The organism is Paraburkholderia sp. SIMBA_027, from assembly GCF_046535315.1.
In the GTDB taxonomy this organism is placed as follows: Bacteria; Pseudomonadota; Gammaproteobacteria; order Burkholderiales; family Burkholderiaceae; genus Paraburkholderia; species Paraburkholderia tropica.
Genome location: NZ_JAWRWY010000039.1, coordinates 1 through 20502 on the forward strand (window position 1 = coordinate 1; position 20502 = coordinate 20502).

Sequence of the window (20502 nt, forward strand, 5' to 3'; positions counted from 1 at the left end):
TCTGTCAGTGCATCGTTCATCGCTGAGAGCTTCCATAGACTCAGTGATGCCATCGAAAGCAGCATGACAACAAGTGCTCCGAACCCGAGTGCTAACCGTGATCCAACCCTCAAGGTTTCCATATTTTTCATCAGTCTTTCGCCTAAATTTATTTAAATTCTCTTGTGCAGATTTACATCATCACTAGGGAAACACTGATCAATGAGCCGATCGCCTTTGGTTTGGCGTATACGGCTCGCGATTTTTAAAACGGGAAGTCCGTCGAGGCATGTTCTGGGCACCCGCGCGGCCGACTTCCTGCATTCTTACACTCCAGACGGACTGCTCCCATGGCATGACCACAGCCGCTGATGCGCCACCACCAGGTTCGCCAGCGCGAACAGGCTGAACAGCTGCGCCGTGTTCCTGGCCAGCCCCCTGTAGCGCACTTTACGATGCCGGAACAGTTCTTGACGACATGGAACGGGTGCTCGACCCGCGCGCGAATCTGCGCTTTGGTCCGCTCGGCCGCCATCACCAGATCTTTCAGCGCGCCCTCGGGCATCGCCTTGATCTTGCCGTGCTTGAGCGCCACCTGCCAGTTCACCGTCTTGCCCTTTATTTCATCGCGCTTGTCCACACCGGTATACCCCGCATCGCCGAACGCTTCGAGCTCGTGCCCGTGCAGCAGGGCGTGGGCCTGCGATACATCCGACTCGTTGGCCACCGTCGTGACCACGCTGTGCACCAGACCCGAGTGCCTCCCTAGATGTCAAACAACTTTTTAAGTAAACGGCAAAATCCCAGTTTTCTTTAGCCTAACGGTGGCCATTAATTCTGCGAACGCGCACCCGGACGGAACGAGATCTCGGAGGGCGAGCAATGGCAGGCCGTTGGCCTGTTGTCTCCGCAGAGTGCGCAAAATCTAGCTGCATACTGGCCGACAGACAGATAGGGATGCGTGATCTTCAACGTCAATAACCGCGTTCAGCCCTGAAAACAGGCGACAAAGTTTAGAGGTGGCCTCGCTCGTTCGGACAGGTTTCTGAGATTTTTAAGTGGAGCGTCCGAGGCAGTCATGCTGCCGATTTAATCGCTGGCAGCGTCGCGAAGTATGCCTCATCCGGCGTGCGATCCGCCAGGCTCGAATGAGGTCGCTTCCGGTTGTACAACTCGATGTATTGGCCGATGCAGCGTCGGGCATCGCTGACCGACTCGTACGCTTTCAGGTAGACGTCTTCATATTTGACGCTGCGCCACACCCGTTCGACGAATACGTTGTCGCGCCATGCCCCTTTGCCGTCCATCGACAACCGCACGCCACGGCCGAGCACGGCCTCGGTGAACACGCCCGCAGTGAACTGGCTGCCCTGATCAGTGTTCACAATGTCCGGCAGTCCGTAACGAGCGAACGCCTCTTCCAGAGCCTCGACGGCGTGCACCGCTTCCAGCGTGATGGCAACCCGGTGCGCGAGAACCTTGCGGCTCGCCCAGTCCACCACTGCCGTCAGATACACGAAGCCGCGCGCCATGGGAACGTAGGTCGTGTCGAGTGCCCAAGCCTGGTTGGCCCGCTCGATCTTCATGCCACGCAGCAGATACGGCCAGACCTTGTGCTGCGCGTTGCGCCGGCTCGTGCTCGGCTTGCAGTACAGCGCCTCCACGCCCATGCGCTTCATGAGCGTGCGCACGTGGTGGCGGCCGACCTCGTGGCCTTCCCGACGCAGCAGGCGCACCAGCATTCGTGCACCGGCAAACGGGAACTCCAGATGCAGTTCGTCGATCCGGCGCATCAGGCGTTGATCGACTTCCCTGACAGGCCGCGCCCGGTAATACGCGCTCGATCTCGCGATACCAACAAGCCGGACTTGCTGCGAAACCGGCAACGCATGGCCACGGTCAATCATCGCTTTGCGCTCAGCAATCCCACCTTGGTGAGCGCACCGCTTAAAAAATCATTTTCCAGGCTGAGTTGGCCGATCTTGGCGTGCAGGGTCTTCACGTCCACCGGTGGCTCGCTCGACACCGGGCCGGCCGCACCGAACACGTCAGCCGCGCGCTCCTGCAACTGCCGTTTCCATTCCGTGATCTGGTTCGGATGCACATCGAACTGCTGCGCCAGTTCGGCGAGCGTGCGCTCGCCCTTGACTGCCGCCAGGGCTACTTTCGCTTTGAACGCCGCTGAGTGCGTGCGTCGGGTTCGTTTCGTCATTTCCTCAGTTCCTTTGCCTGCATTATCGCTGGCTCAGGCCCCGGCCGTTCCACTTATCCCGCCGTCCGATTTTGCGCGACCACCTCAGTTTAGGGCCGCATCCAGCGGCTGTAACGCCTTGTTTGGCGATACCTGCCATCTCGATTAGCGATAAGCGACGCGGCGTTTGCGCGTACAAGGCACGCGCTCGCTCGGGTGCGGCGAGCCCTCGCGAAACGTGATAGCCCGTATCGCGAAACGCGTCTGCTCGTTGTGCGCCGAGCCTCTACACTCATCGCGCACGCAATGCCTTGCGTCACATCAAAAAATATTGGAGACAGACATGTCAGGCCGACGCGGCTCACTTTTCGCGCTTGTCGCCGCACACGTCGCGGGAATGATCGATCTGGTCGCCCTGCCTGTGCGGGTCAACACCTTGATCGAGCGATTTCATTTCGACGCCCAACGCACCGGTGCGCTCGCCACGGTCTATCTCGCCTGCGCGGTCGTCTGCTCGGTCAGCATCGCGCCGCTGATCGCCCGGCTGCCGGGGCGGCTCGCGGCCGCGAGCGGCTTCGCGCTGGCGGCGCACGCCACGACCTTCGGCGGCATGCTTGCAGCCAACACCACGGCAGGCATCGGCGTGGTGTTGGCTGTTGGTCGCGCGTGGCGCCATCGGGAGGACGGCCAATCCTCATCGCGCGATGATCTTCTCCCACACGTTCCTGTTCGGCCTGCTCGCACGACTCGACAAGACGGGCCGCGCGGTCGCCCACACCCCCGCGATGCTGATGGCGGGCTCGGCCGTCGGCCCCTTGCTCGGCGGCATGCTGATCGTGCGCTTCGGCTTCGGCGCTCTCGGGTTCGCGGCCGTCCTGATCGGCTTGTTCAGCTTCCTCTTCTTCAGCCGCCTGCGCTCGGTGGCGCGCACGCAAACGCACTTCGAGCTTCCCCCGGCGCGCTGACGATCACTCTCCGACAATTCACTTGAGACCCCAATCATGGCAGGCATAGTTTTTCAGAACGTTCGTGTTTTCGACGGCAGCGGTTCCGCGCCCTTTCCTTCGCAGGTGCGCGTGGAGGGCAACCGGATCGTCGCGCTCGCGGCGCCGCAATCGCCCTCGCTCGCCCAGGACGGCGACGACCTCTACGACTGCGGCGGCGCCACGCTGATGCCCGGTCTCGTCGAGGCGCACGCGCATCTGTCCTGGCCCAGTTCGGTCGAGAAGTTCGTGCCCGGCATGGCATTGCCGCCCGAAGAACTCGTGCTCACCGCCGCGCGCAACGCGCGCATCCTGCTCGATCACGGCTTCACGAGCGCCTATTCGGCGGGCTCGCTCAGCAAGCGCGTGGAAGTCGCGCTGCGCGAGCAGATCGAGAGCGGCGGCATGCCCGGCCCGCGGCTCGTGGCGTCGTCCATCGAGCGCACGCCGCCTGTCGCCGCCGACGAGCAGGAACTGAACCCCGGCGAGGTCGACCCACACGGCGTGGGACCGGACGCCGTGCGCGCGTTCGTGCGCACATGCGCGGAGATGGGCGCGCGCTCGGTGAAGTTCCTGCTCTCGGGCGAAGACGCCTTGCAGCCGGGCGCGTCGCAACAACTGCTGTACAGCGAAGCCGAAGCGCAGGCGGCAGGCGACGAAGCCGCCGCGGCAGGCGTCTGGCTCGCCGCGCACGCGCAGGCCGCCGAAGCGGTGAAAATGGCGCTGCGCAACGGCTTTCGCGTGCTCTATCACTGCACCTACGCCGACGAAGAAGCGCTCGACATGCTGGAGGCCGCGCGCGAGCAGATCTTCGTCGCGCCCGCCATCGGCATCATTCAGGCGACGCTCGACGCCTCGCCGCCGCCCCACTTCGACATGACGCACATGAAGCGCAGCGCGACCGAAGTGCGCGAGCTGCAACAGCGCCTCGTGCCGGAACTGCGCCGCCGCGGCGTGCGCGTACTGCCCGGCGGCGACTATGGTTTCCCGTTCAATCCGAATGGCCGCAACGCGCGAGACCTTCAGCTTTTCGTCGAACTGTTCGGCTACACGCCCGCCGAAGCCCTGCATGCGGCCACGGCGCTGGGTGGCGCGCTGATGGGCCTGCCCGATGAGCTTGGCCGTATCGCCCCCAGCTATCTCGCCGACCTGCTGATCGTGAACGGCGACCCGACCGAAGACGTCGCCATCCTCCAGGACAAGCAGCGCCTGACCGGCATCATGAAGGACGGCCGTTTCCACAAGACGCCGCACGCGCTGCGCGCCGCGCGCTGAACGAAGGAGCACACGACGATGAGCCAGAATGCCCCTCCGGGCGCCGATGAACTCGACCGGCTGATCCGTACGACGGGCGCCGTGATCGATCCACCGCTGGTGAAAAGCTGGTACGCGCCGCTGCGCGAGACGCAACGCAAAGACGGCGCCGAAGTGCGCCACGACATCGCCTATGGCGACGACGAGCGGCACAAGCTCGACGTTTATCTGCGGACGACCGGCGACACGAAAGGCCGTCCGCTGCTGCTATTCGTGCACGGCGGAGGTTTCGTGCGCGGTGATCGCCGCGACCGCGCCAACGTGGGCTGGTGGTTTGCGCGGCACGGCTTTGTCACGGTCGTCCCCAGCTACCGGCTCGGCCCGGCACATCGCTGGCCGGCCGGCGCGCAGGATGTCGCGGCCGCATGGGCGTGGGCGCACGCGAACGCTGCGGCGTTCGGCGCCGATCCGCAGCGCATCTACGTAGCGGGCGAATCCGCAGGCGCGGCGCACGTCGCCGCGGCCACGCTCATGCGGCGCTTCCGGCCAGCGGGCGTCAGTACGCCGCGCGCTGCGTTGCTCGTCTCCGGCGTCTACAACGTGCAACTGGAAAAGCTCGCGCGCCGGCAGTTCGGCATTCCGAGTCCCGATCCGCGCAACGAAGCGTATTTCGGCAGCGACATGGCGGGCTACCCCGCCATGTCGACGGTCGAGAACGTGGACAGCGAACCGTTCCCGCTGCTCATCACGTGGGCCGAACTCGATCCGCCGCAAATGCAGATCCAGGCGGGCGAACTGTTTGCGCGGCTGACCACGCAGCATGACTTCGGCCCCGACGTCGCCGTGATTCGCGGCCACAACCATTTGTCCCAGCTCGAAGCGATCAATACCGCCGACGACAGCCTCGCTTCGACGCTGCTCGACTTCATGCATCGGCACTGAAACATCTGTAATCCCAGTACGACGCAAGGACACAGGATTGAAGAGAGGACTCAATTCCGCAGTCCGCGCGTTGTGCGTTTCGGCGTTTTTCGCCCGGCAGCATCGGGTCTACACGCCCCATGCCGCCAAAGGCGACCTTCCCCGGCTCAATGCCTTCATCAAGTTCCGATCGGCGCGACGCTCATGCTTCCAGCCCCGCGGCCGCCTCGATCAGACGCTCCCGCAGCCACCGGTGGCACGGGTCCTTCTCCCTGTACTCGTGCCACTGCAAAAACTCCCTCACCGTGGGAATCTCGATGGGCGTGTGCACGAGGCGCAGCGGCAGTCTGCGTGACAACTCGTTCGCGAGACGCCGGTGCATGATGGCGATCATCTGCGTGCCGATCAGCGCGGTCGCGATCGAACAGAAGTCCGAGGTCGTCACGCGAACGCACCGCTCGATGCCTTGCGCTTCCAGATAGCGGCTGTCGTAGGTCGGCGCGCGCGGCCACCCCAGCAACGCGGCAACATGATCGAGGCGCTCGAACTGCTCGACACTCTCCAGCCGCGCACCGACCTTCGTGTTTCCCTCCCACACCACGCACGTGTAACGGTCGTCGAACAGCGGCCGATGCGGATGATCCGGCGCGATGAACGGTTCGGGAATGATCAGGAAGTCGTATTCGCCGCGGCGCAGCTTCTCCGCCGAATCCTCCACTTGCGGCATGAATTCGATCGTGATGTGCGGCGCCAGCGGCTCGATCACCGGAATCAGGCGATGCATGAGCACGTTGATCACATAGTCCGAAGTCGCGATCTTGAAGTGCCGCCGAGCATTCGCCGGTTCGAACTCGGGATCGATCGCGACGATCGTCTGCACCTGGAGGAGCAGATCGCGCACCGGTTGAACCAGCTCGCGCGCGAGCGGCGTCAATTCCAGATTGCGGCCCACGGGGACCAGCAACTCGTCGTCGAAGTATTCCCTGAGCTTCGCAAGCATGCCGCTGATCGCCGACTGGCTGAGGTTCAGCCGCTCCGCCGCGCGCGTGATGCGCCGCTCGTCCAGCAGCGCATCGAGCGTGACGAGCAGGTTCAGGTCCAGCCTGTTAAAGCGCATTTTTCGCGTCTCCATGCGAAAGGCCGCCTCATCGGGCGGCCCTGTTATTCAAAACGATCGGCCTTTCGGTCGCGGGCGCTCAGCCCGCGACGCCGGGATCGTGCTGCGCGTTCGCAGGCAGCGCATCGTCGTCGTGCACGCTTGCGGCATTCTGCGCCGCTGCCGGCAATGCGGCGATCTCCGTCTTGCCGAGCGCGATCACGCCCGCCGCCAGCACCAGGGCGCCCGTGAACAACGCGAACGTCCACACCGGATCGGAGTTGATCGAGGCGATGATGCCCACGATAACAGGCCCGAGTATGCCACCTATCCGGTTCAATCCGACCGCCACCCCCATGCCGGTGCCGCGAATTTCCGTGCGATAGCACATGGCCTGGTAATTGTTCATGATCGCCTGCGCGCCGAAGATGAAGAAGCCCACGCACGCCACCAGCACCATCGAGCCCGCGTTGCCGAGTTTCACGGCGAGCACCGCCATGAACATGGCCGCCACGATATAGCCCGCCACCATCGCCCGAATGCGGCTATGCAGGCGGTCGGCGAGCCAGCCCATGGAAACGCCGCCGAACACCGAAGCAATCATGACCACCGTGCCATAGCCGAACGCCGACGATACGCCGCCGCCCTTGTTGACGACCATGGTGGGCAGCCAGCCGGTCAGGCCGTGGATGCAGAACAGGCTCAATGCTCCCGCGACCCAGTGGACGAGCGTGTTGCGGCGATACTCGGCGGACAGAAGGTCGCGCACGGAACCGGGCCGCGAGGTCGCGCGCATCGGCAGGATATGGCCTTCACGATAGACGGGCTCGCGCTCGGGGCGAGCGGCCTTGAGGAGCGCGAGCACCTCGTCGGTCCGCCCGCGCAGGGCGAGATACTGGGCCGATTCCGGCAGCCATTTCATGGCCGCCGCCGCGACGAGCGCGGACAACACGCCCACGAAATAGAGCGACTGCCAGCCCAGATGCGGCGTGAGCGTGAGCCCGGCGACGCCCGCGAAAATACCGCCCGCCGAGAAGCCGAACTGAAACACCCACGTCGCGAAGGTATTCGCGTTGCGGCGCGGCGCCCACTCGTTGATGCAGGTGAGCGCGAGCGGCGTGACCATGCCGAGCGCGGTGCCCATCAGGAGACGCGCGAGCGCGAAGCTCGTAGCGGAGTGAACCACGGTGGCGAGCAGGCCGCTGGAAAGCGTCAGGGTCCACAGCGCGCCGAGCATCACCTTGCGCCGGCCGATGCGGTCAGCTAGCAGGCCTTGCAGCACCGAGCCGATCGAGAGGCCGACGATGCCGCTGGAGAGCATGATGCCGATCATCGCAGGCGATGGCTGCCATGCGTGCCGCACGAGCGGAATCACGTAGGCGGCGTTGAAGAGATCGTAGCCGTCGAAGAACATGATGCAGGCGACGAGTACCGCGAAGCGCAGATGGAAGCCGCCGATGCGCGCGTGCGCCAGCTCCTCCCTGACATTGATGGGTGTTGCCAAGGTTTGTCTCCGTTTGGTCGGGTGCGGGACCCGTGCCGCCTTTTTTTATGGCGGTATGGAACGAGGCTGCTGGACAGGCCGCGTTCTGCGGCCTGTCCGCGTGTGTTAGCCGTGCAACGCCGCGTCGAGCGTCGCGAGCGATTGCGCGAGATCTGCCGCGTCGCCCGCCACGCCGTACACGTAGTGATCGGGACGCACGATCGCCGCGCGGCAGCGATTGCGCTCGAACCACGCCGCGAGCACGCCGTCGACTTCGACGATGCGATGCGTGTCGGGCAGCACCGCCGCATTGCGGGCGTCGCCATCCGGCGCGAGTTCGACGATCTGCGCGCCGACACGCGCCGCGGCCTGCTGTGCGTCGCTCGACAGCGGCTCGCCGCCCAGCGTCACGACGCGCCAGTTGCCACCCGCCACGATATCGAGGAGCGCGGCATCGTCGGCGTGCTGCACTCGCGGTTGCGGGAACAGCGTGCCGTTCGCTGCGTGGGAGACGTGCGAAAGCAGCCCTGCGTCGAGCTTCGGTACGATGTCCTGGCGCGCGATCGTCTTCACGACGCCGCCCGCCTCGCGCAGCAGCCGCGCATCGCGCTCGCGCGCGGCGTCGACGTCGCGTTCGCAGATCAGCTTGCCGATCTCCTTGATGCGCGTGGTGAGCTGGCGCACATGGAGGCTGCGTTCGGCCTGATAGCTGTCGAGCAGGTCAGACCGCGCCGTGCCCGCCATCACGGCGTCGAGCTTCCACACGAGGTTTACCACGTCGCGAATGCCCTGGCACATGCCCTGACCGATGAACGGCGGCTGCTGGTGCGCTGCGTCGCCGCCGATGAACACGCGCCCACGGCGCCATTGCTTCGCGACGAGCGCATGAAAGCGATAGCTCGCCGCGCGCCACAGTTCGCCGTCCTCGCGCGTGAGCCACCGCGAGAGCAGCTTCCAGACCTGCTCCTCCTGCTGCATGTCGCGCGGATCTTCGCCCGGCATCAGCATGATTTCCCAGCGCCGATGGCCGCCCGGACCGACGATGTACGTGCAGGGCCGCGACGGCTCGCAATACTGGATCGCGACCTTCGGCAGCTTCTCAATGCCGCGCTCATTCACGCGCAGGTCCACGACGAGCCACGGTTCGTCGAACACGAGGTCCTCGTACTCGATGCCCAGCTGCGTGCGCACCGTGCTCGACGCGCCGTCGCAGCCGAGCAGGTAATCGCACGTCACGGTACGCGTCGCGCCCGTGTCGTCCTTGAGATGAACCGTCACGCCCCCGGCCGTTTCCTCGAAGCTCACGAGTTCCGTGCCCAGCGCGATTTCCACCGTGTCATACGCGCTCGCATGCACGCGCAGCGCGGCTTCGACGGGCGGTTGCGTGAACACCATCGTCGGCATGTAACCGAGCGGCCAGGGCTTGGGCACCGTGTCGATGCGCTTGATGAGCTGACCGTCCACGCCGTAATACTCGGAAGGCGGGAACACGGCCACATGCTCCGCAATGCGCTCGACCACACCGAGCCCCTGGAACACGCGCATGATCTCGTGGTCGACGGCGATCGCGCGCGGCTTGTCGTACACCTCGCGCGCGCGGTCCACGCACAGCACATTGCGGCCGCGCTGCCCGAGCAGCCCCGCCGCCACCGCGCCGGACGGCCCGAAGCCGACCACGACCACTTCGTAATGGTTGTTGCGTTCCATCGTCATGCGCCCACTGCGTTCTGCTCGTCCTGCACCATGTTTTGCAGACGGCCCACGCGTTCGATGTCCACTTCCACACGGTCACCGTGCTTGAGCCACACCGAAGGATCGCGCGCCCAGCCCACGCCTGCTGGCGTGCCCATCGCGACCACGTCGCCCGGTTCGAGCGTCAGGCATTCGCTCAGGAGTTCGATGGTTTCCGCCACGCCCCAGATCATGTCGCTTGTGCTCGCCTGCTGCATGACCTGACCGTTGAGGATGAGGCGCAGCTTGAGGCCTTCGGCGCCCGGCGGCAGGTCGTCGGTGGTCACGAGCCACGGGCCGAATGCGCCCGTGCCGTCGAAGTTCTTGCCGATCGTCCACTGCGACGTGCGCTTCTGGTAGTCGCGGACAGAAACGTCGTTGAAGCAGGCGTAGCCATACACATAGTCGAGCGCATTCTCGCGCTTCACGTGGCGCGCACGCTTGCCGATCACGATCATGAGTTCCGCTTCGTAGTCGAGCTTTTCCGAAATGCGCGGACGGATCACCGGATCTTCGTGCGCGATCAGCGACGATGCGCCACGGAAGAAGATGAGCGGATAAACCGGCTTGAGATTGCCGCCTTCCTTGGCGTGATCGTAGAAGTTATGGCCGAGGCACACGATCTTGCCCGGCTCCGGCACGACAGGCGCGAGCGTGAGCGACGCATACGGCGCGCGGTGCTCGCCGCTCTCGATGGCGCGCCGTGCCGCCGCGTTCAGGTCCACGCCGGCCTTGAGCGCCGCGCGCAGATCCGCGGGCACCGAAGCGTCGGCCTTATTGAGGTCGACGACATCGTCGCCGTCGATCACACCAAGGCGCGTCGTGTCGCCCGATCGGAAGGTAACCAGTTTCATGATATTTTATATTTTGAGAAAAATTGATTCGTTGTGCGATATTAATTTGTGCTTCAGCGCGACCCGGTTGCAGAAGCTTGCGGCGCGCGAAAGAAAATCGTCTTTTGCGCGGCCTTCATCCGATCCGAAGGATTGTGCCCCACGCCCCACTGGTCGATGCGCCCCGGAGGCCATTTCCAGTCGTCCGGGCCGCCGGTGCGATAGCTCTCGTCCACCTGCTGCACTTCGGCGGTGTATTCGATGACGAAATCGAACGGCCCGAGGAAGTACGCGAACACGTTGTTGCCCGGACCGTGCCGGCCCACGCCCCACTCGATCGGATGGCCCGCGTCGTTCATGCGGCCGCCGCCGCGCATCACCGAGTCGAGGTCGGGCATCACGAAAGCGATGTGGTTCAGGCTGTTCTCCTGCGCGTCCGCCAGCGCAATGCTGTGATGGTCGCTGCCGCAACGCATGAAGGCCATGACGCGCGTGCGGTCCGAGAGCCGGAAGCCGAGCGCCTTTTCGAAAAAGGCCTGCGCCACCCCGACGTTCTCGCTGTTGAGCACCACGTGCGTGATCTTGATCGGACGGTCCTTGACCGGCTCGGTGTCCGCGTGGCTGCGCCCGCCTGCAATGAAACGCAGCGTCCTGCCTTGCGGTTCGAGCACTTCGAGCGCGACGCCCGCGCCCGGGATCGTCGTGGGGGCCGGGCCGCTCAGCACCGTGCCGCCCTGTTCTTCGACCGCGCGCGCGATCGTGTCGAGATGCCCGATTTCGGCCACATCGAACTCGATGGCGCGCACGTCCGCGTGCTCGCTCTGCGTGAGCGTGAGAATGTGATGTGCCGCGCCCGTGCCACGGAAATAGACTTTCTCCGGGCGGCGCGTGAGTTCGGTGAGATGCCAGGTATCCGCGTAAAAACGCGCGGCGAGTTCGAGATCCGGCACGCCGATCTCGATGCCTCTGAGGCCAGTGACGAGGCACTGCGTCATGTCATGCTCCATTCCTGATGCCCAGGAATTCCCGGGCGTTGCGATAGATGAGCCGTTCCGCTGCGGCCGCGTCGAGGCCGAGCGCTTCGACGCCGCCCACAGGATCGCGCTCGCGGAACGCGAACGGGTAATCCGTGCCCAGCATGATGCGCGTATCGCCGAACGACTCGACGAGATGGCGCAACGTGGCCGGGTCGAACACCAGCGAGTCGTACCAGAGGCCGCGCGCCTGCTCGCGCGCGCTTTGCTGCAGCGTCTCGCGCACGGGCGCGAAGACACGGCTGGCTTGTTCGAGGCGCGGCAGCAGCGAGGCGAGCGTGCCGCCGCCGTGGCTGAAGGCAATACGAAGATTCGGATACCTGATGATCAGGCTCGAGGTGATCGCCGAGGCGGCGGCCAGCCCTACATCGGTGGGAAACGCCAGCGCCTGCACGAGTTGCGCCGGCCCCACGAGCCGCTCCTTGCCGGCCGGACGCAGCGCGTGCACGAATACGGCTGCGCCAAGCGCGGCGGCGGCCTCGAAGAATGCATCGAACTGCGCCGCGCCGATGGGCGCGCCATTGATGTTGCTGCCGATCTCGACGCCCGCGAAGCCCGGCGTGGCCATCAGGCGTTCGAGTTCGCGAATCGCCATGTCCACGTTCTGCAGCGGCACCGCGCCGAGCCCGACCATGCGGCCCGCGCTCGCGTCGGCCATTTGCGCGATCGTGTCGTTGAGATAGTGCAGCAGCGGCAGCGCGTCGGGCGCTTCCATCCAGTAGGAGAGCAGTTCGGGCATCGGCGAAATCGCCTGGATCGCCACGTTCTGCGTGTCCATGTCGGCGAGCCGCTTTTGCGTGTCCCAGCACAGGTCGGAGACTGTGCGATAGATCTTCTCGTCGATCACGACATGTCGATGGCACGCATGCGCTTCGCGCATGGACGGCCACTCGCGTGGCACGCGTGCGCCCAGATAGCGCGGGAATTCGGCGGGCACGATATGCGCGTGGACATCGATGCCCTGGCACGCGCAGCGGTAGGTCGGATGCATGGCGAGCGGCCGCCTTATCGGTACGCAAGGCCCGCGTGGCGCAGACCTTCGATACAGATGGCCTCGTCCTCGTCGCCGGTGCCGCCGCTCGCGCCAATCGCGCCGATCACCCGACCGTTCGTGGAAGCGATCACGACCGCGCCCGTCTGCGGGATGAACTTGCCGCCCGCAGCGGGCGCGATGGCGCCAAAGAACACCGGATTGGCGCTGGCACGCTCATGCAGCGTGCGCGACGCGACGCCCATGCCGAACGCCGCCGCGGCCTTGCCGTGCGCAATGTCCACGCGCAGCGGCGTCGCACCGTCCTCGCGCGCCATGGTTTTCAATTGCCCGGCTTCATCGAGCACGACGACTGCCATCGGTCTGAAGCTTTCGCGGCGCGCCGCGGCGAGTGCCGTATCGACGACACGCTTTGCCTGATCCAGCGTTAGTGAGTCCACCTTGCTCTCCAGTCATGATTCGATCTGTTGAAGATCATAATATATACAAAATCAGCTTGTCTAACGTTTTGTGTATTTGACAAGGGAAAACACTGAAGCTATACCGCAGATCTGTGTTGCTGCCCAAATCAGATATACTTCATCCCAGATCGATTCCTCATGAGGTGTGACTTGTCCCGCATCGTAGCTAACCCCGCTGCGCCCGCAGGCACGGGGGGCGCGAGCGTCGCAACCCTCGCAACAAACCTGTATGACCGCATTCGCGCGGACCTGCTCGACGGCAAGCTCGAACCGGGGCGCAAGCTCCAGATCGAGTTTCTGTGCGACCACTACCAGGCAGGCCAGACGCCCGTGCGCGAGGCGCTCAACCGGCTCACCTCCGACGGTCTCGTCGAACGCCGCGACCAGCGCGGATTCGCCGTGGCGGGCATCAGCGCAACCGACCTGCACGAGATCACCAAAACGCGCTGCTGGCTCGAAGAAATTGCCCTGCGCGAAGCCTTCGCCACCCGTTCGACCGAATGGGAAGAAGACGTCGTGCTCGCGTATCACCGCCTTTCCAAGGTCCCGCGCTCGCTTTCGGAGAGCGAATACAAGGAAAACCCCGAATGGGAGCGCCGCCACCGCGAGTTTCACCGCGCGCTGATCGGCGGCTGCCAGTCGCGCTGGCTCATCAACTTCTGCGAGCAGTTGGCCGACCAGCTCTACCGCTATCGCCAACTCTCCGTGCGGCGCGTGTTTCCCAAGCGCCATGAAGGCGCCGAGCACAAGGAAATTCTCGACGCGGTCGTGGCCGGCGATGCCGCCCGCGCCATCCAGCTCCTCACCACGCATTACCAGCAGACGGCGGACATCATCCTCACCGACGCCGATCTGTTCCCGCCCGCCTCCCGCTAAGCCGCTCCCCCGTCAACGCAGCCTCTCGCCCCCTTCGGGGCGCGGTTGCGCTCGTCCGCGCACTCAACATACACAACCTGGTGTTTTCGATAGTTTTGTATATTTTTTATTGACGGATTATTACTCCGTACACAAAACTACTGACTTCATAGAGTGCTGCGTCCCGACGGCACCGTTCAGGAGACTTCATGAAGCTATCGTTCGCGCCGTCCTTTCCCCTCGCGCCCATCGCTGCGCTCGCCGCTGCTGCGCTTGCCGCGCCCGCTGCCCACGCACAATCGTCCGTCACTCTCTACGGCGTCATCGACACCGCCATCCAGGTCGCCCGCACGGGCGGCAACACCGTGGTGCGCGAGGCGTCGAGTTCCGTCGCGCCGAACCGTTGGGGCCTGTTCGGCAAGGAGGATCTCGGCGGCGGCTACAGCGCGGTCTTCAAGCTCGAAAACGGCTTCAACCTGAACTCGGGCGCGATGGCGAGCAGCACCGCACTCTTCAACCGCGAGGCGTGGATCGGCATTCGCGGGCCGTTCGGCCAGATCCAGGCGGGCAACAACTACACGCCGCTGTTTCTCTCCTACGTGACCTACTCGATCGGCGAACTCAACGCGCTCGCCTGGGGCAACGCGACCAACAACTACGTGTTCGTGCCGGCGGCGCGCACGGCGAACTCGATCCGCTACACGTCGAACGCACTCGCGGGCTTCACGTTGCGCGCGCTGTATGCACGCGGCGCAAACGGAACAAGTGGGGTGCCCGCCTCGCTCGGCGACACACTTTCTGCTGGCGTGAACTTCAAGGCCGGTCAGTTCTCTGCCGACGTCGACTATCTGCAGCAGCGCTTCGCCAACACGGCGACGCTGACCACCACCACGTCGGTCGGCACGGGACGGTACTACCTGATCGGCGTCTCGTACGACTTTGGTTTCGTCAAGACGGCCGCGCTTTACCAGATGCACCGCAACGCGACCGGCGTGCGCACGTCGATTTCTAGCGCCTACGCGACGCCGAACCACGACTTTTATGAGGTGAACGCACTCATTCGCCATCTGGGGGGCGGCTCGCTCCTCGCGAGCTTCGGGCAATACTTCCTGAAGTCGGGTGGCGACGGTCACGCCACGTCCTGGGCCTTGCGCTACGACTATCCGCTTTCCAAACGCACGGGCCTCTATGCCGGTGTAGCGGGCGTACATAATCACGGCACGACGGCGTTCACCGTGACGGACGCAGCGGGTCCAGGCATTGCCGTTTCGCCGGGCAAGGACATCACTACCGGGATTTTCGGCATCGTCCACGCCTTCTAGATGATGGTGATGAAGAAAGTCCGCATTCCTGCCGCGTTGAGCCTCGTTGTCGGCGCGGGGCTCGCAATGTCGCTGGCCATTGCCGCTGCTGGCGCGGCTTGCGTCCACGTTTCGTCCACCCTTGCCCAGACTACGCTCGGCGCTATGCGGGCGCCGGGCGATGTCTCGCTTGCGACGTTACAGCGTTTTGAGCACACGGCGCTGGTTTGCATCGGATTCCTTACTATCTGCGCCGTTCTGATGGCATTCGCCGGCAGGCGGTGGCTCACCACCAAGGTCGTCCACCCGCTCGACGGCGCCATGCGCGCAGTCAATGCCATTGCGCTGGGCGAGTTGCGCGAGAAAATCGTCATCGACGAAGCGACCGAGGCGCGCAAGCTGTTCGCGGCGCTCGCGCAGATGCAGCAAGGGCTCGTCGATACGCTTTCGCTCGTCACGCACGAGGCCGTTGCGGTCGACGACTGCGCAACGCATCTCTCCAGCCAGAACCTGCGCCTTTCGAGCGGCACGGAGTCGCAGGCCGCAGCCATCGAACAAACTGCGGCGACGACCCAGCAGATCAGCGAAGGCGTGCAGCGCAGCGCACAGGTGGCGGCCCAGACCAACAGCCTGGCCGAAAACGCCTCCCAACTCGCCGATGCAAGCCGTGCGCGCGTGCGCGCCGTGATCGACGCGATGGACTCCATCGCGAGAGATTCGCGGCAGATCAGCGCCGTGGTTTCCGTAGTCAACGACCTCGCGTTCCAGACCAACATCCTCGCACTCAATGCAGCGGTCGAAGCGGCACGCGCAGGACATCAAGGCAAAGGCTTTGCCGTCGTCGCCTCCGAAGTGCGCAGCCTCGCCCAACGCAGCGCCAGCGCGGCTCGCGAAATCGACGCGTTGCTCACCAGCGCGCGCAGCACGATCGAGCAAGGCACACGGCTTTGCACCCACGTGGGCACCGCCATGGACGAAGTCGTTGCGGCCGCCCACGAAGTGGTGGAACTCAGCGACGACATGAGCCGCTCGGCGAGCGAACAGAGTCACGGCGTGCAGCAGTTGAACCAGGCGATCCGCGAAATCGACTCCGTCACGCAGCAGAATGCAGGAATGGTGCAGCATCTCGTGGAGGCGACCGACGATCTCAACGGGCGCGCTCGCACGCTCGCCCATGCAGTCGGCGCGTGGAAGCTCGACAAGGCCGGCGTTTAGCTTGCTGGCCCCTTCCAGTGCGCCGGCCGGCGAGCCTCGATCAGAAATACCTTGGTGCCTCATCCTTGATCGTCACCCATTGCCATTGCGTGAAATCGTCCCAATTCGCGGGCGGCCCACGCGCCCGCCATTACCCGACGCGCCACGTCCGCCGAAGGGCGCCCAGGGTGAGGTCGGCTGAAAAAAGTGGAAGCCAACGTTTCGTAAAGTCGTGAAACGGAGGCGTGAATGAATCGAATTCCCAAAGCGGTCTACACGAGAGAGTTTCGTGAGGAGGCGGTCAAGCTGGCATTGAATGAAGGTGCCGGTGTTTTGGACGCGGCGCGCCGGCTCTCGGTTCCGCTCAAGACACTGGCGAACTGGGGGCGTTCAGCCAGGGCAGGCAAACTGCAGAAGGTCGGCAGGGACCAGAAGCCGCTGACGGAACTGGAGGCCGAGCTGGCGCGCGTACAGCGAGAACTGGCGGAAGTGAAAATGGGGCGCGACCTGTTAAGAAACATCTCAAGGGGCGCGCCCCTGCCCGAAGGGCAGAAACTCTGCGGCACACTTACACTGAGGCGTATCAGGGAGAGCGGCCGTCGAATTATTGGTGATTCATCCCGTTAAAAAAACATGGTCCAGGGACTGATGCGGACCCAGCATTGGTGACGCCGTCAGGCGATCCCGTTCAGGAAGGTGATCTACTCCGCTGTCCCGCTCTCTGACCATCGCCAGGCGGAGGCAGACATGAAGACGACGAGGTCCCGGGGCGCCACCAGCGGCGCATCGATTACGGTAGTGCATCCTCTTGCTGCAGCCATCGACATCGGCACGAAGTTTCACGTGGTCGCAGTCGGACCGGAACGCGATCCGGAACCGGTCCGGTCATTTGGAAGCTTTACGCAGGAGCTTCATCAACTCGCGCAGTGGCTGAAGCAGATGGGGATCACAACGATCGCGATGGAATCGACCGGTGTTTACTGGATTCCCGCTTTCGAAGTACTGGAAGCGTACGGCTTCGAGGTGGTGCTGGTCAACGCACGGGATGTGAGGAACGTGCCGGGCCGCAAGACTGACGTCAGCGACGCGCAGTGGCTGCAGAAGTTACACGCGTACGGCCTGCTGCGGGCCAGCTTCCGTCCCCGGCATGATATCGCGACGTTACGCGCCTATCTGCGTCAACGCGAACGACTACTCGAGTATGCCTTCTGCATATCCAGCACATGCAGAAGGCGCTGATGCAGATGAACCTGCAACTGCATCATGTCGTGCAGGACGTCACCGGCATGAAGATCATCCGCTCGATTGTTGCCGGCGAACGCGATCCGGAAGAACTGGCCCGCCATCGTGACGTCCGCTGCAAGGCGTCGAGCGAAACGATTCGTGATGCGCTGGTTGGCGATTACCAGAACGAACATGTGTTCGAACTCACCCAGGCGCTCGCGCTCTATGATTTTTATCAAACGCAAGTGGCGCAGTGCGACGAACGTATCGAAGTCGTGCTCCGGCAATTACATGCAAATGCGGCGCCTGTGAGCACGCCGTTGCCTGCCGCGCTCCGTCGGAGCAGGCAGTCGAACGACTTCTCGTTCGACGTACGTGCGGAGCTCTACAGCATGCTCGGTGTCGACCTAACACAGATCCACGGATTCGGACCTTACCTTGCGCTGAAGCTGGTCGCTGAATGTGGCGCGGACATGTCGCGATGGCCGACGGTGAAGCACTTTACATCGTGGCTGTGTCTGGCACCTGGCAACAAGATATCTCGCGGGAAGGTCCTGTCCTCCAAAACACGGCGCTCGTCCAGCAAGGCTGCGGCTGCGCTCCGTCTTGCCGCCGTCACCATCGGCAAGACGGATACGGCACTGGGCGGATTCTACCGACGTCTGTCGGCACGGATCGGCAAGGCGAAAGCCGTCACCGCTACAGCCCGCAAGATTGCGGTGCTGTTCTATAACACGTTGCGTTACGGGATGAAATACGTCGATCCCGGCGCCGAATACTATGAGGAACGCTACCGCCAGCGGGTCCTGAACAATCTCACCAGACGGGCCGACTCGCTGGGCTTTGTACTGCAGGCCAAGCCGACCTGAAGAGAAGGAGTTTCTCAGGAATTCGCGAGGGAGTCGCGGTGAGGTACGGCCTGATTGAACAGATGCGACAGGACTATCCGGTGCCACCGATGTGGCAAATGCTGGGGGTCTCGGTCAGCGGCTATTACGCCTGGCGCAAACGCTCGCCCTGGAAACGGGCGAGGCAGGAGGCCCGGCTCGAAACGGAAATTCTCCCGGCCCATCAACGCACGCGCGCAAGCTTTGGCCCCGAGCGCAGAAACATCTTGAGCGGCATGGTGTTCATGTGGGCGTATGTCGGATGAATCGGTTGCGCAGGAAACTGGGCCTGCGGTGCAGGCAGAAGCGCAAGTTCAAGGTCACCACCAATTCAAGGCACGATTTGCCCGTCGCACCGAACATGCTGCAGCAGGACTTCGCCGTCTCGGCGCCCGATCAGGCCTGGTGTGGCGATATCACGTACATCGCGACCGACGAAGGATGGTTGTATCTTGCCGGCCTGAAGGATTTGTACAGCGGCGAAATCGTTGGCTATGAGATGAGTAAACGCATGACGAAGGACCTAGGTGATGCAGGCGCTGTTTCGCGCCGTCTCGAACCGACGTCCGAAGCCCGGCCTGATTCAGCACACCGATCGGCGCGCAATATTGTTTAGCGGCTTACCAGGAAATCGTCAGGCAGTTCGGCATGCGCGCGTCGATGAGCCGCCGCGGCAACTGCTACGATAACGCGCCGATCGAATCGTTCTGGGGTTCTCTGAAGAACGAGCTGATCTACCATCGACGATTCGCCACACGCGAGCAGGCCAGGCTCGCTATCGGCGAATACATCGAAATGTTTTACAACCGGCAGCGCACGCAGGCCCGTCTGGACTACCTGTCGCCTGCCGCATTTCCGCAGCGATTCTATCTGGATCGTACCGCTGCTTGACGCGTTGGCCTCCGCCGATTCCGACCGACCTCACATCTGCGTGCGTCGGTCGTGCTGAACAACCTGTTCAATCCCACGACCTACGTCAGATCGTACAACAGCCTGTGGGTCACGCCGGGCGCGCCGCGCAGCCTGTTTGCGTCGCTCGCTTATTCGTTCTGGCCGCTTCTTCGCGCGTCAAGATAGCATGGCCGGGCGCTTAAACCCGGTCAATCGAGCAGCTTCATGAACTCGATGGTGTGTCCCTCAAGACCTCGAACATAGACCACACGCATGCCGTTCGGCATGATCTGAGGAGTGCCAAGCAGCATCCATCCTGCCCCCTCGACGCGGCGAAGCGTCTCGTCCAGATCCGAGACCGCGAAGGTCAGGTGTGCCGAGCCGACGTCGCAACTGCGAGGCTGGTGGATCTTGCGATCGACCGGCCCCTTGTACTCGAGCAATTCAATCTGATACCCGTCCGGAGCGGTAACGACGGCAATGTCGATATCGGCACCGGATACGCCCACGACGCTTTCAATCGAGGGACCTGCTCCCAGCGTCTTTCGAGCCGTGAGCTCGAAGCCCAGTGCGCCGCACCAGAACGCAATTGCATCGTCAAGAGACGACACTGTGAGACCGGTGTGGACCGTGCGAAGCACAGTCGTCTTCTGCGTGGTTGACATGGATCTACCCAAGCAATCAGTTGGCCGCCGCTGGCGTCGAGCACGGTTCCAGTCAGGTAGCCGCACTGCATCGCGAAGATGTACGCGAGCGCAATTTCTTCAGGCCCGGCAATTCGCTTCAGCGGCACAACCGCCGCAATGCGCTGCACGAACCGCGACTTGAACTCGGGCTGCATGGCATCGTAAGTGGTGGTCGCGGTCACTCCGGGTGCCACCACATTGATCCGCCGTGGAGCAAGCTCGCTGGCCAGTTGCCGGGCACAGGCCTCGATTGCGGCATTGACGGACGAAATCGCCGAATGATTGGCCATGGTCCCGCGGCTCGCAACCCCGGAGGTCAGCGTGATGGTACCGTCTTCTGCGAGGCGCGGAAGCGCCGCCTTGATGATCTGGTACTGGCTCAGGTATTTGCCGTTGAAGTACTCGATGACCGCATCGAGACTCATCTTGTCTGAGGTCGGTCGGAATTGGTGGAGGCCAACACGTTAAGCAGCGGTACGATCCAGATAGAATCGCCGCGTAAATGCA

The 20502-nt window shown here is 63.7% G+C and carries 16 protein-coding genes and 5 pseudogenes; 9 read left to right on the top strand and 12 right to left on the bottom strand.

From position 1 onward, the window contains the following. Window positions 1–305: 305 nt before the first annotated feature. From SB764_RS37380 to SB764_RS37390, 3 genes and pseudogenes are all read right to left on the bottom strand, one after another. Window positions 306–742, bottom strand: a pseudogene (locus tag SB764_RS37380) (transposase); the annotation flags it as partial. 313 nt (window positions 743–1055) lie between these two features. Continuing rightward, window positions 1056–2191, bottom strand: a protein-coding gene (locus SB764_RS37385) for an IS3 family transposase (protein WP_410866379.1) whose coding sequence is annotated in 2 segments (ribosomal slippage) — window positions 1056–1927 and window positions 1927–2191 — 1137 coding nt in all. Because the reading frame shifts where the segments join, the coding sequence is not laid out codon by codon here. 340 nt (window positions 2192–2531) lie between these two features. Continuing rightward, window positions 2532–2846 carry a hypothetical protein gene (locus SB764_RS37390; RefSeq protein WP_410866380.1) on the bottom strand — a complete coding sequence of 105 codons (315 nt, stop codon included), beginning with the start codon at window positions 2844–2846 and terminating at the stop codon, window positions 2532–2534. A 28-nt stretch (window positions 2847–2874) separates the two neighbouring features. Between SB764_RS37390 and SB764_RS37395 the strand changes: the two genes are divergently transcribed. From SB764_RS37395 to SB764_RS37405, 3 genes are read left to right on the top strand one after another with little or no spacing between them, the layout of a single operon-like run. Further along, entirely contained in the window at window positions 2875–3135 is a 261-nt protein-coding gene (locus SB764_RS37395) for a hypothetical protein (RefSeq protein ID WP_410866381.1), read from the top strand. A gap of 36 nt (window positions 3136–3171) precedes the next feature. After that, entirely contained in the window at window positions 3172–4428 is a 1257-nt protein-coding gene (locus SB764_RS37400; protein ID WP_410866382.1) for an amidohydrolase family protein, read from the top strand. An 18-nt stretch (window positions 4429–4446) separates the two neighbouring features. After that, window positions 4447–5349 carry an alpha/beta hydrolase gene (locus tag SB764_RS37405; RefSeq protein ID WP_410866383.1) on the top strand — a complete coding sequence of 301 codons (903 nt, stop codon included), beginning with the start codon at window positions 4447–4449 and terminating at the stop codon, window positions 5347–5349. 181 nt (window positions 5350–5530) lie between these two features. Here SB764_RS37405 and SB764_RS37410 read toward each other — a convergent pair whose 3' ends face one another. The 7 genes from SB764_RS37410 to SB764_RS37440 all read right to left on the bottom strand — a co-directional run bounded on the left by SB764_RS37410 (window position 5531) and on the right by SB764_RS37440 (window position 12936). Next, window positions 5531–6445, bottom strand: coding sequence for a LysR substrate-binding domain-containing protein (locus SB764_RS37410; protein ID WP_410866384.1), 915 nt, complete (start codon window positions 6443–6445; stop codon window positions 5531–5533). 79 nt (window positions 6446–6524) lie between these two features. Next, entirely contained in the window at window positions 6525–7928 is a 1404-nt protein-coding gene (locus SB764_RS37415; protein ID WP_110330023.1) for an MFS transporter, read from the bottom strand. Window positions 7929–8033: 105 nt separating this feature from the next. Next, complete coding sequence (locus tag SB764_RS37420) at window positions 8034–9620, bottom strand: bifunctional 3-(3-hydroxy-phenyl)propionate/3-hydroxycinnamic acid hydroxylase (protein ID WP_410866385.1); 1587 nt, start codon at window positions 9618–9620, stop codon at window positions 8034–8036. Then, window positions 9617–10492: a fumarylacetoacetate hydrolase family protein gene (locus tag SB764_RS37425; RefSeq protein ID WP_410866386.1), complete on the bottom strand. Its 876-nt coding sequence runs from the start codon at window positions 10490–10492 to the stop codon at window positions 9617–9619. Before SB764_RS37425 ends, SB764_RS37420 begins: the two co-directional genes overlap by 4 nt. A gap of 53 nt (window positions 10493–10545) precedes the next feature. After that, window positions 10546–11466 carry a VOC family protein gene (locus SB764_RS37430; RefSeq protein WP_410866387.1) on the bottom strand — a complete coding sequence of 307 codons (921 nt, stop codon included), beginning with the start codon at window positions 11464–11466 and terminating at the stop codon, window positions 10546–10548. A gap of 1 nt (window position 11467) precedes the next feature. After that, window positions 11468–12496 carry an amidohydrolase family protein gene (locus SB764_RS37435; protein WP_410866388.1) on the bottom strand — a complete coding sequence of 343 codons (1029 nt, stop codon included), beginning with the start codon at window positions 12494–12496 and terminating at the stop codon, window positions 11468–11470. A 14-nt stretch (window positions 12497–12510) separates the two neighbouring features. Next, window positions 12511–12936, bottom strand: coding sequence for a GlcG/HbpS family heme-binding protein (locus SB764_RS37440; protein WP_410866389.1), 426 nt, complete (start codon window positions 12934–12936; stop codon window positions 12511–12513). A gap of 159 nt (window positions 12937–13095) precedes the next feature. On the opposite strand from SB764_RS37440, the gene SB764_RS37445 reads away from it, so the two are divergent. The 6 genes and pseudogenes from SB764_RS37445 to SB764_RS37470 all read left to right on the top strand — a co-directional run. Beyond that, window positions 13096–13833, top strand: coding sequence for a GntR family transcriptional regulator (locus SB764_RS37445; protein ID WP_110330029.1), 738 nt, complete (start codon window positions 13096–13098; stop codon window positions 13831–13833). A gap of 188 nt (window positions 13834–14021) precedes the next feature. Continuing rightward, on the top strand, window positions 14022–15134 hold the full coding sequence (locus tag SB764_RS37450) for a porin (protein ID WP_410866390.1): 1113 nt from the start codon (window positions 14022–14024) through the stop codon (window positions 15132–15134). After that, on the top strand, window positions 15135–16328 hold the full coding sequence (locus SB764_RS37455) for a methyl-accepting chemotaxis protein (protein ID WP_410866391.1): 1194 nt from the start codon (window positions 15135–15137) through the stop codon (window positions 16326–16328). 228 nt (window positions 16329–16556) lie between these two features. Further along, window positions 16557–16829 (top strand): annotated as a pseudogene (locus SB764_RS37460) (transposase); the annotation flags it as partial. Window positions 16830–17054: 225 nt separating this feature from the next. Then, a pseudogene (locus SB764_RS37465) lies at window positions 17055–18400 on the top strand (IS110 family transposase). A 20-nt stretch (window positions 18401–18420) separates the two neighbouring features. Next, window positions 18421–19309, top strand: a pseudogene (locus SB764_RS37470) (IS3 family transposase); the annotation flags it as partial. A gap of 209 nt (window positions 19310–19518) precedes the next feature. On the opposite strand, the gene SB764_RS37475 reads toward SB764_RS37470, so the two are convergent. Next, window positions 19519–19974, bottom strand: coding sequence for a VOC family protein (locus SB764_RS37475; protein ID WP_410866392.1), 456 nt, complete (start codon window positions 19972–19974; stop codon window positions 19519–19521). Window positions 19975–20057: 83 nt separating this feature from the next. Continuing rightward, window positions 20058–20420, bottom strand: a pseudogene (locus SB764_RS37480) (SDR family oxidoreductase); the annotation flags it as partial. Between the last annotated feature and the right edge of the window lie 82 nt (window positions 20421–20502).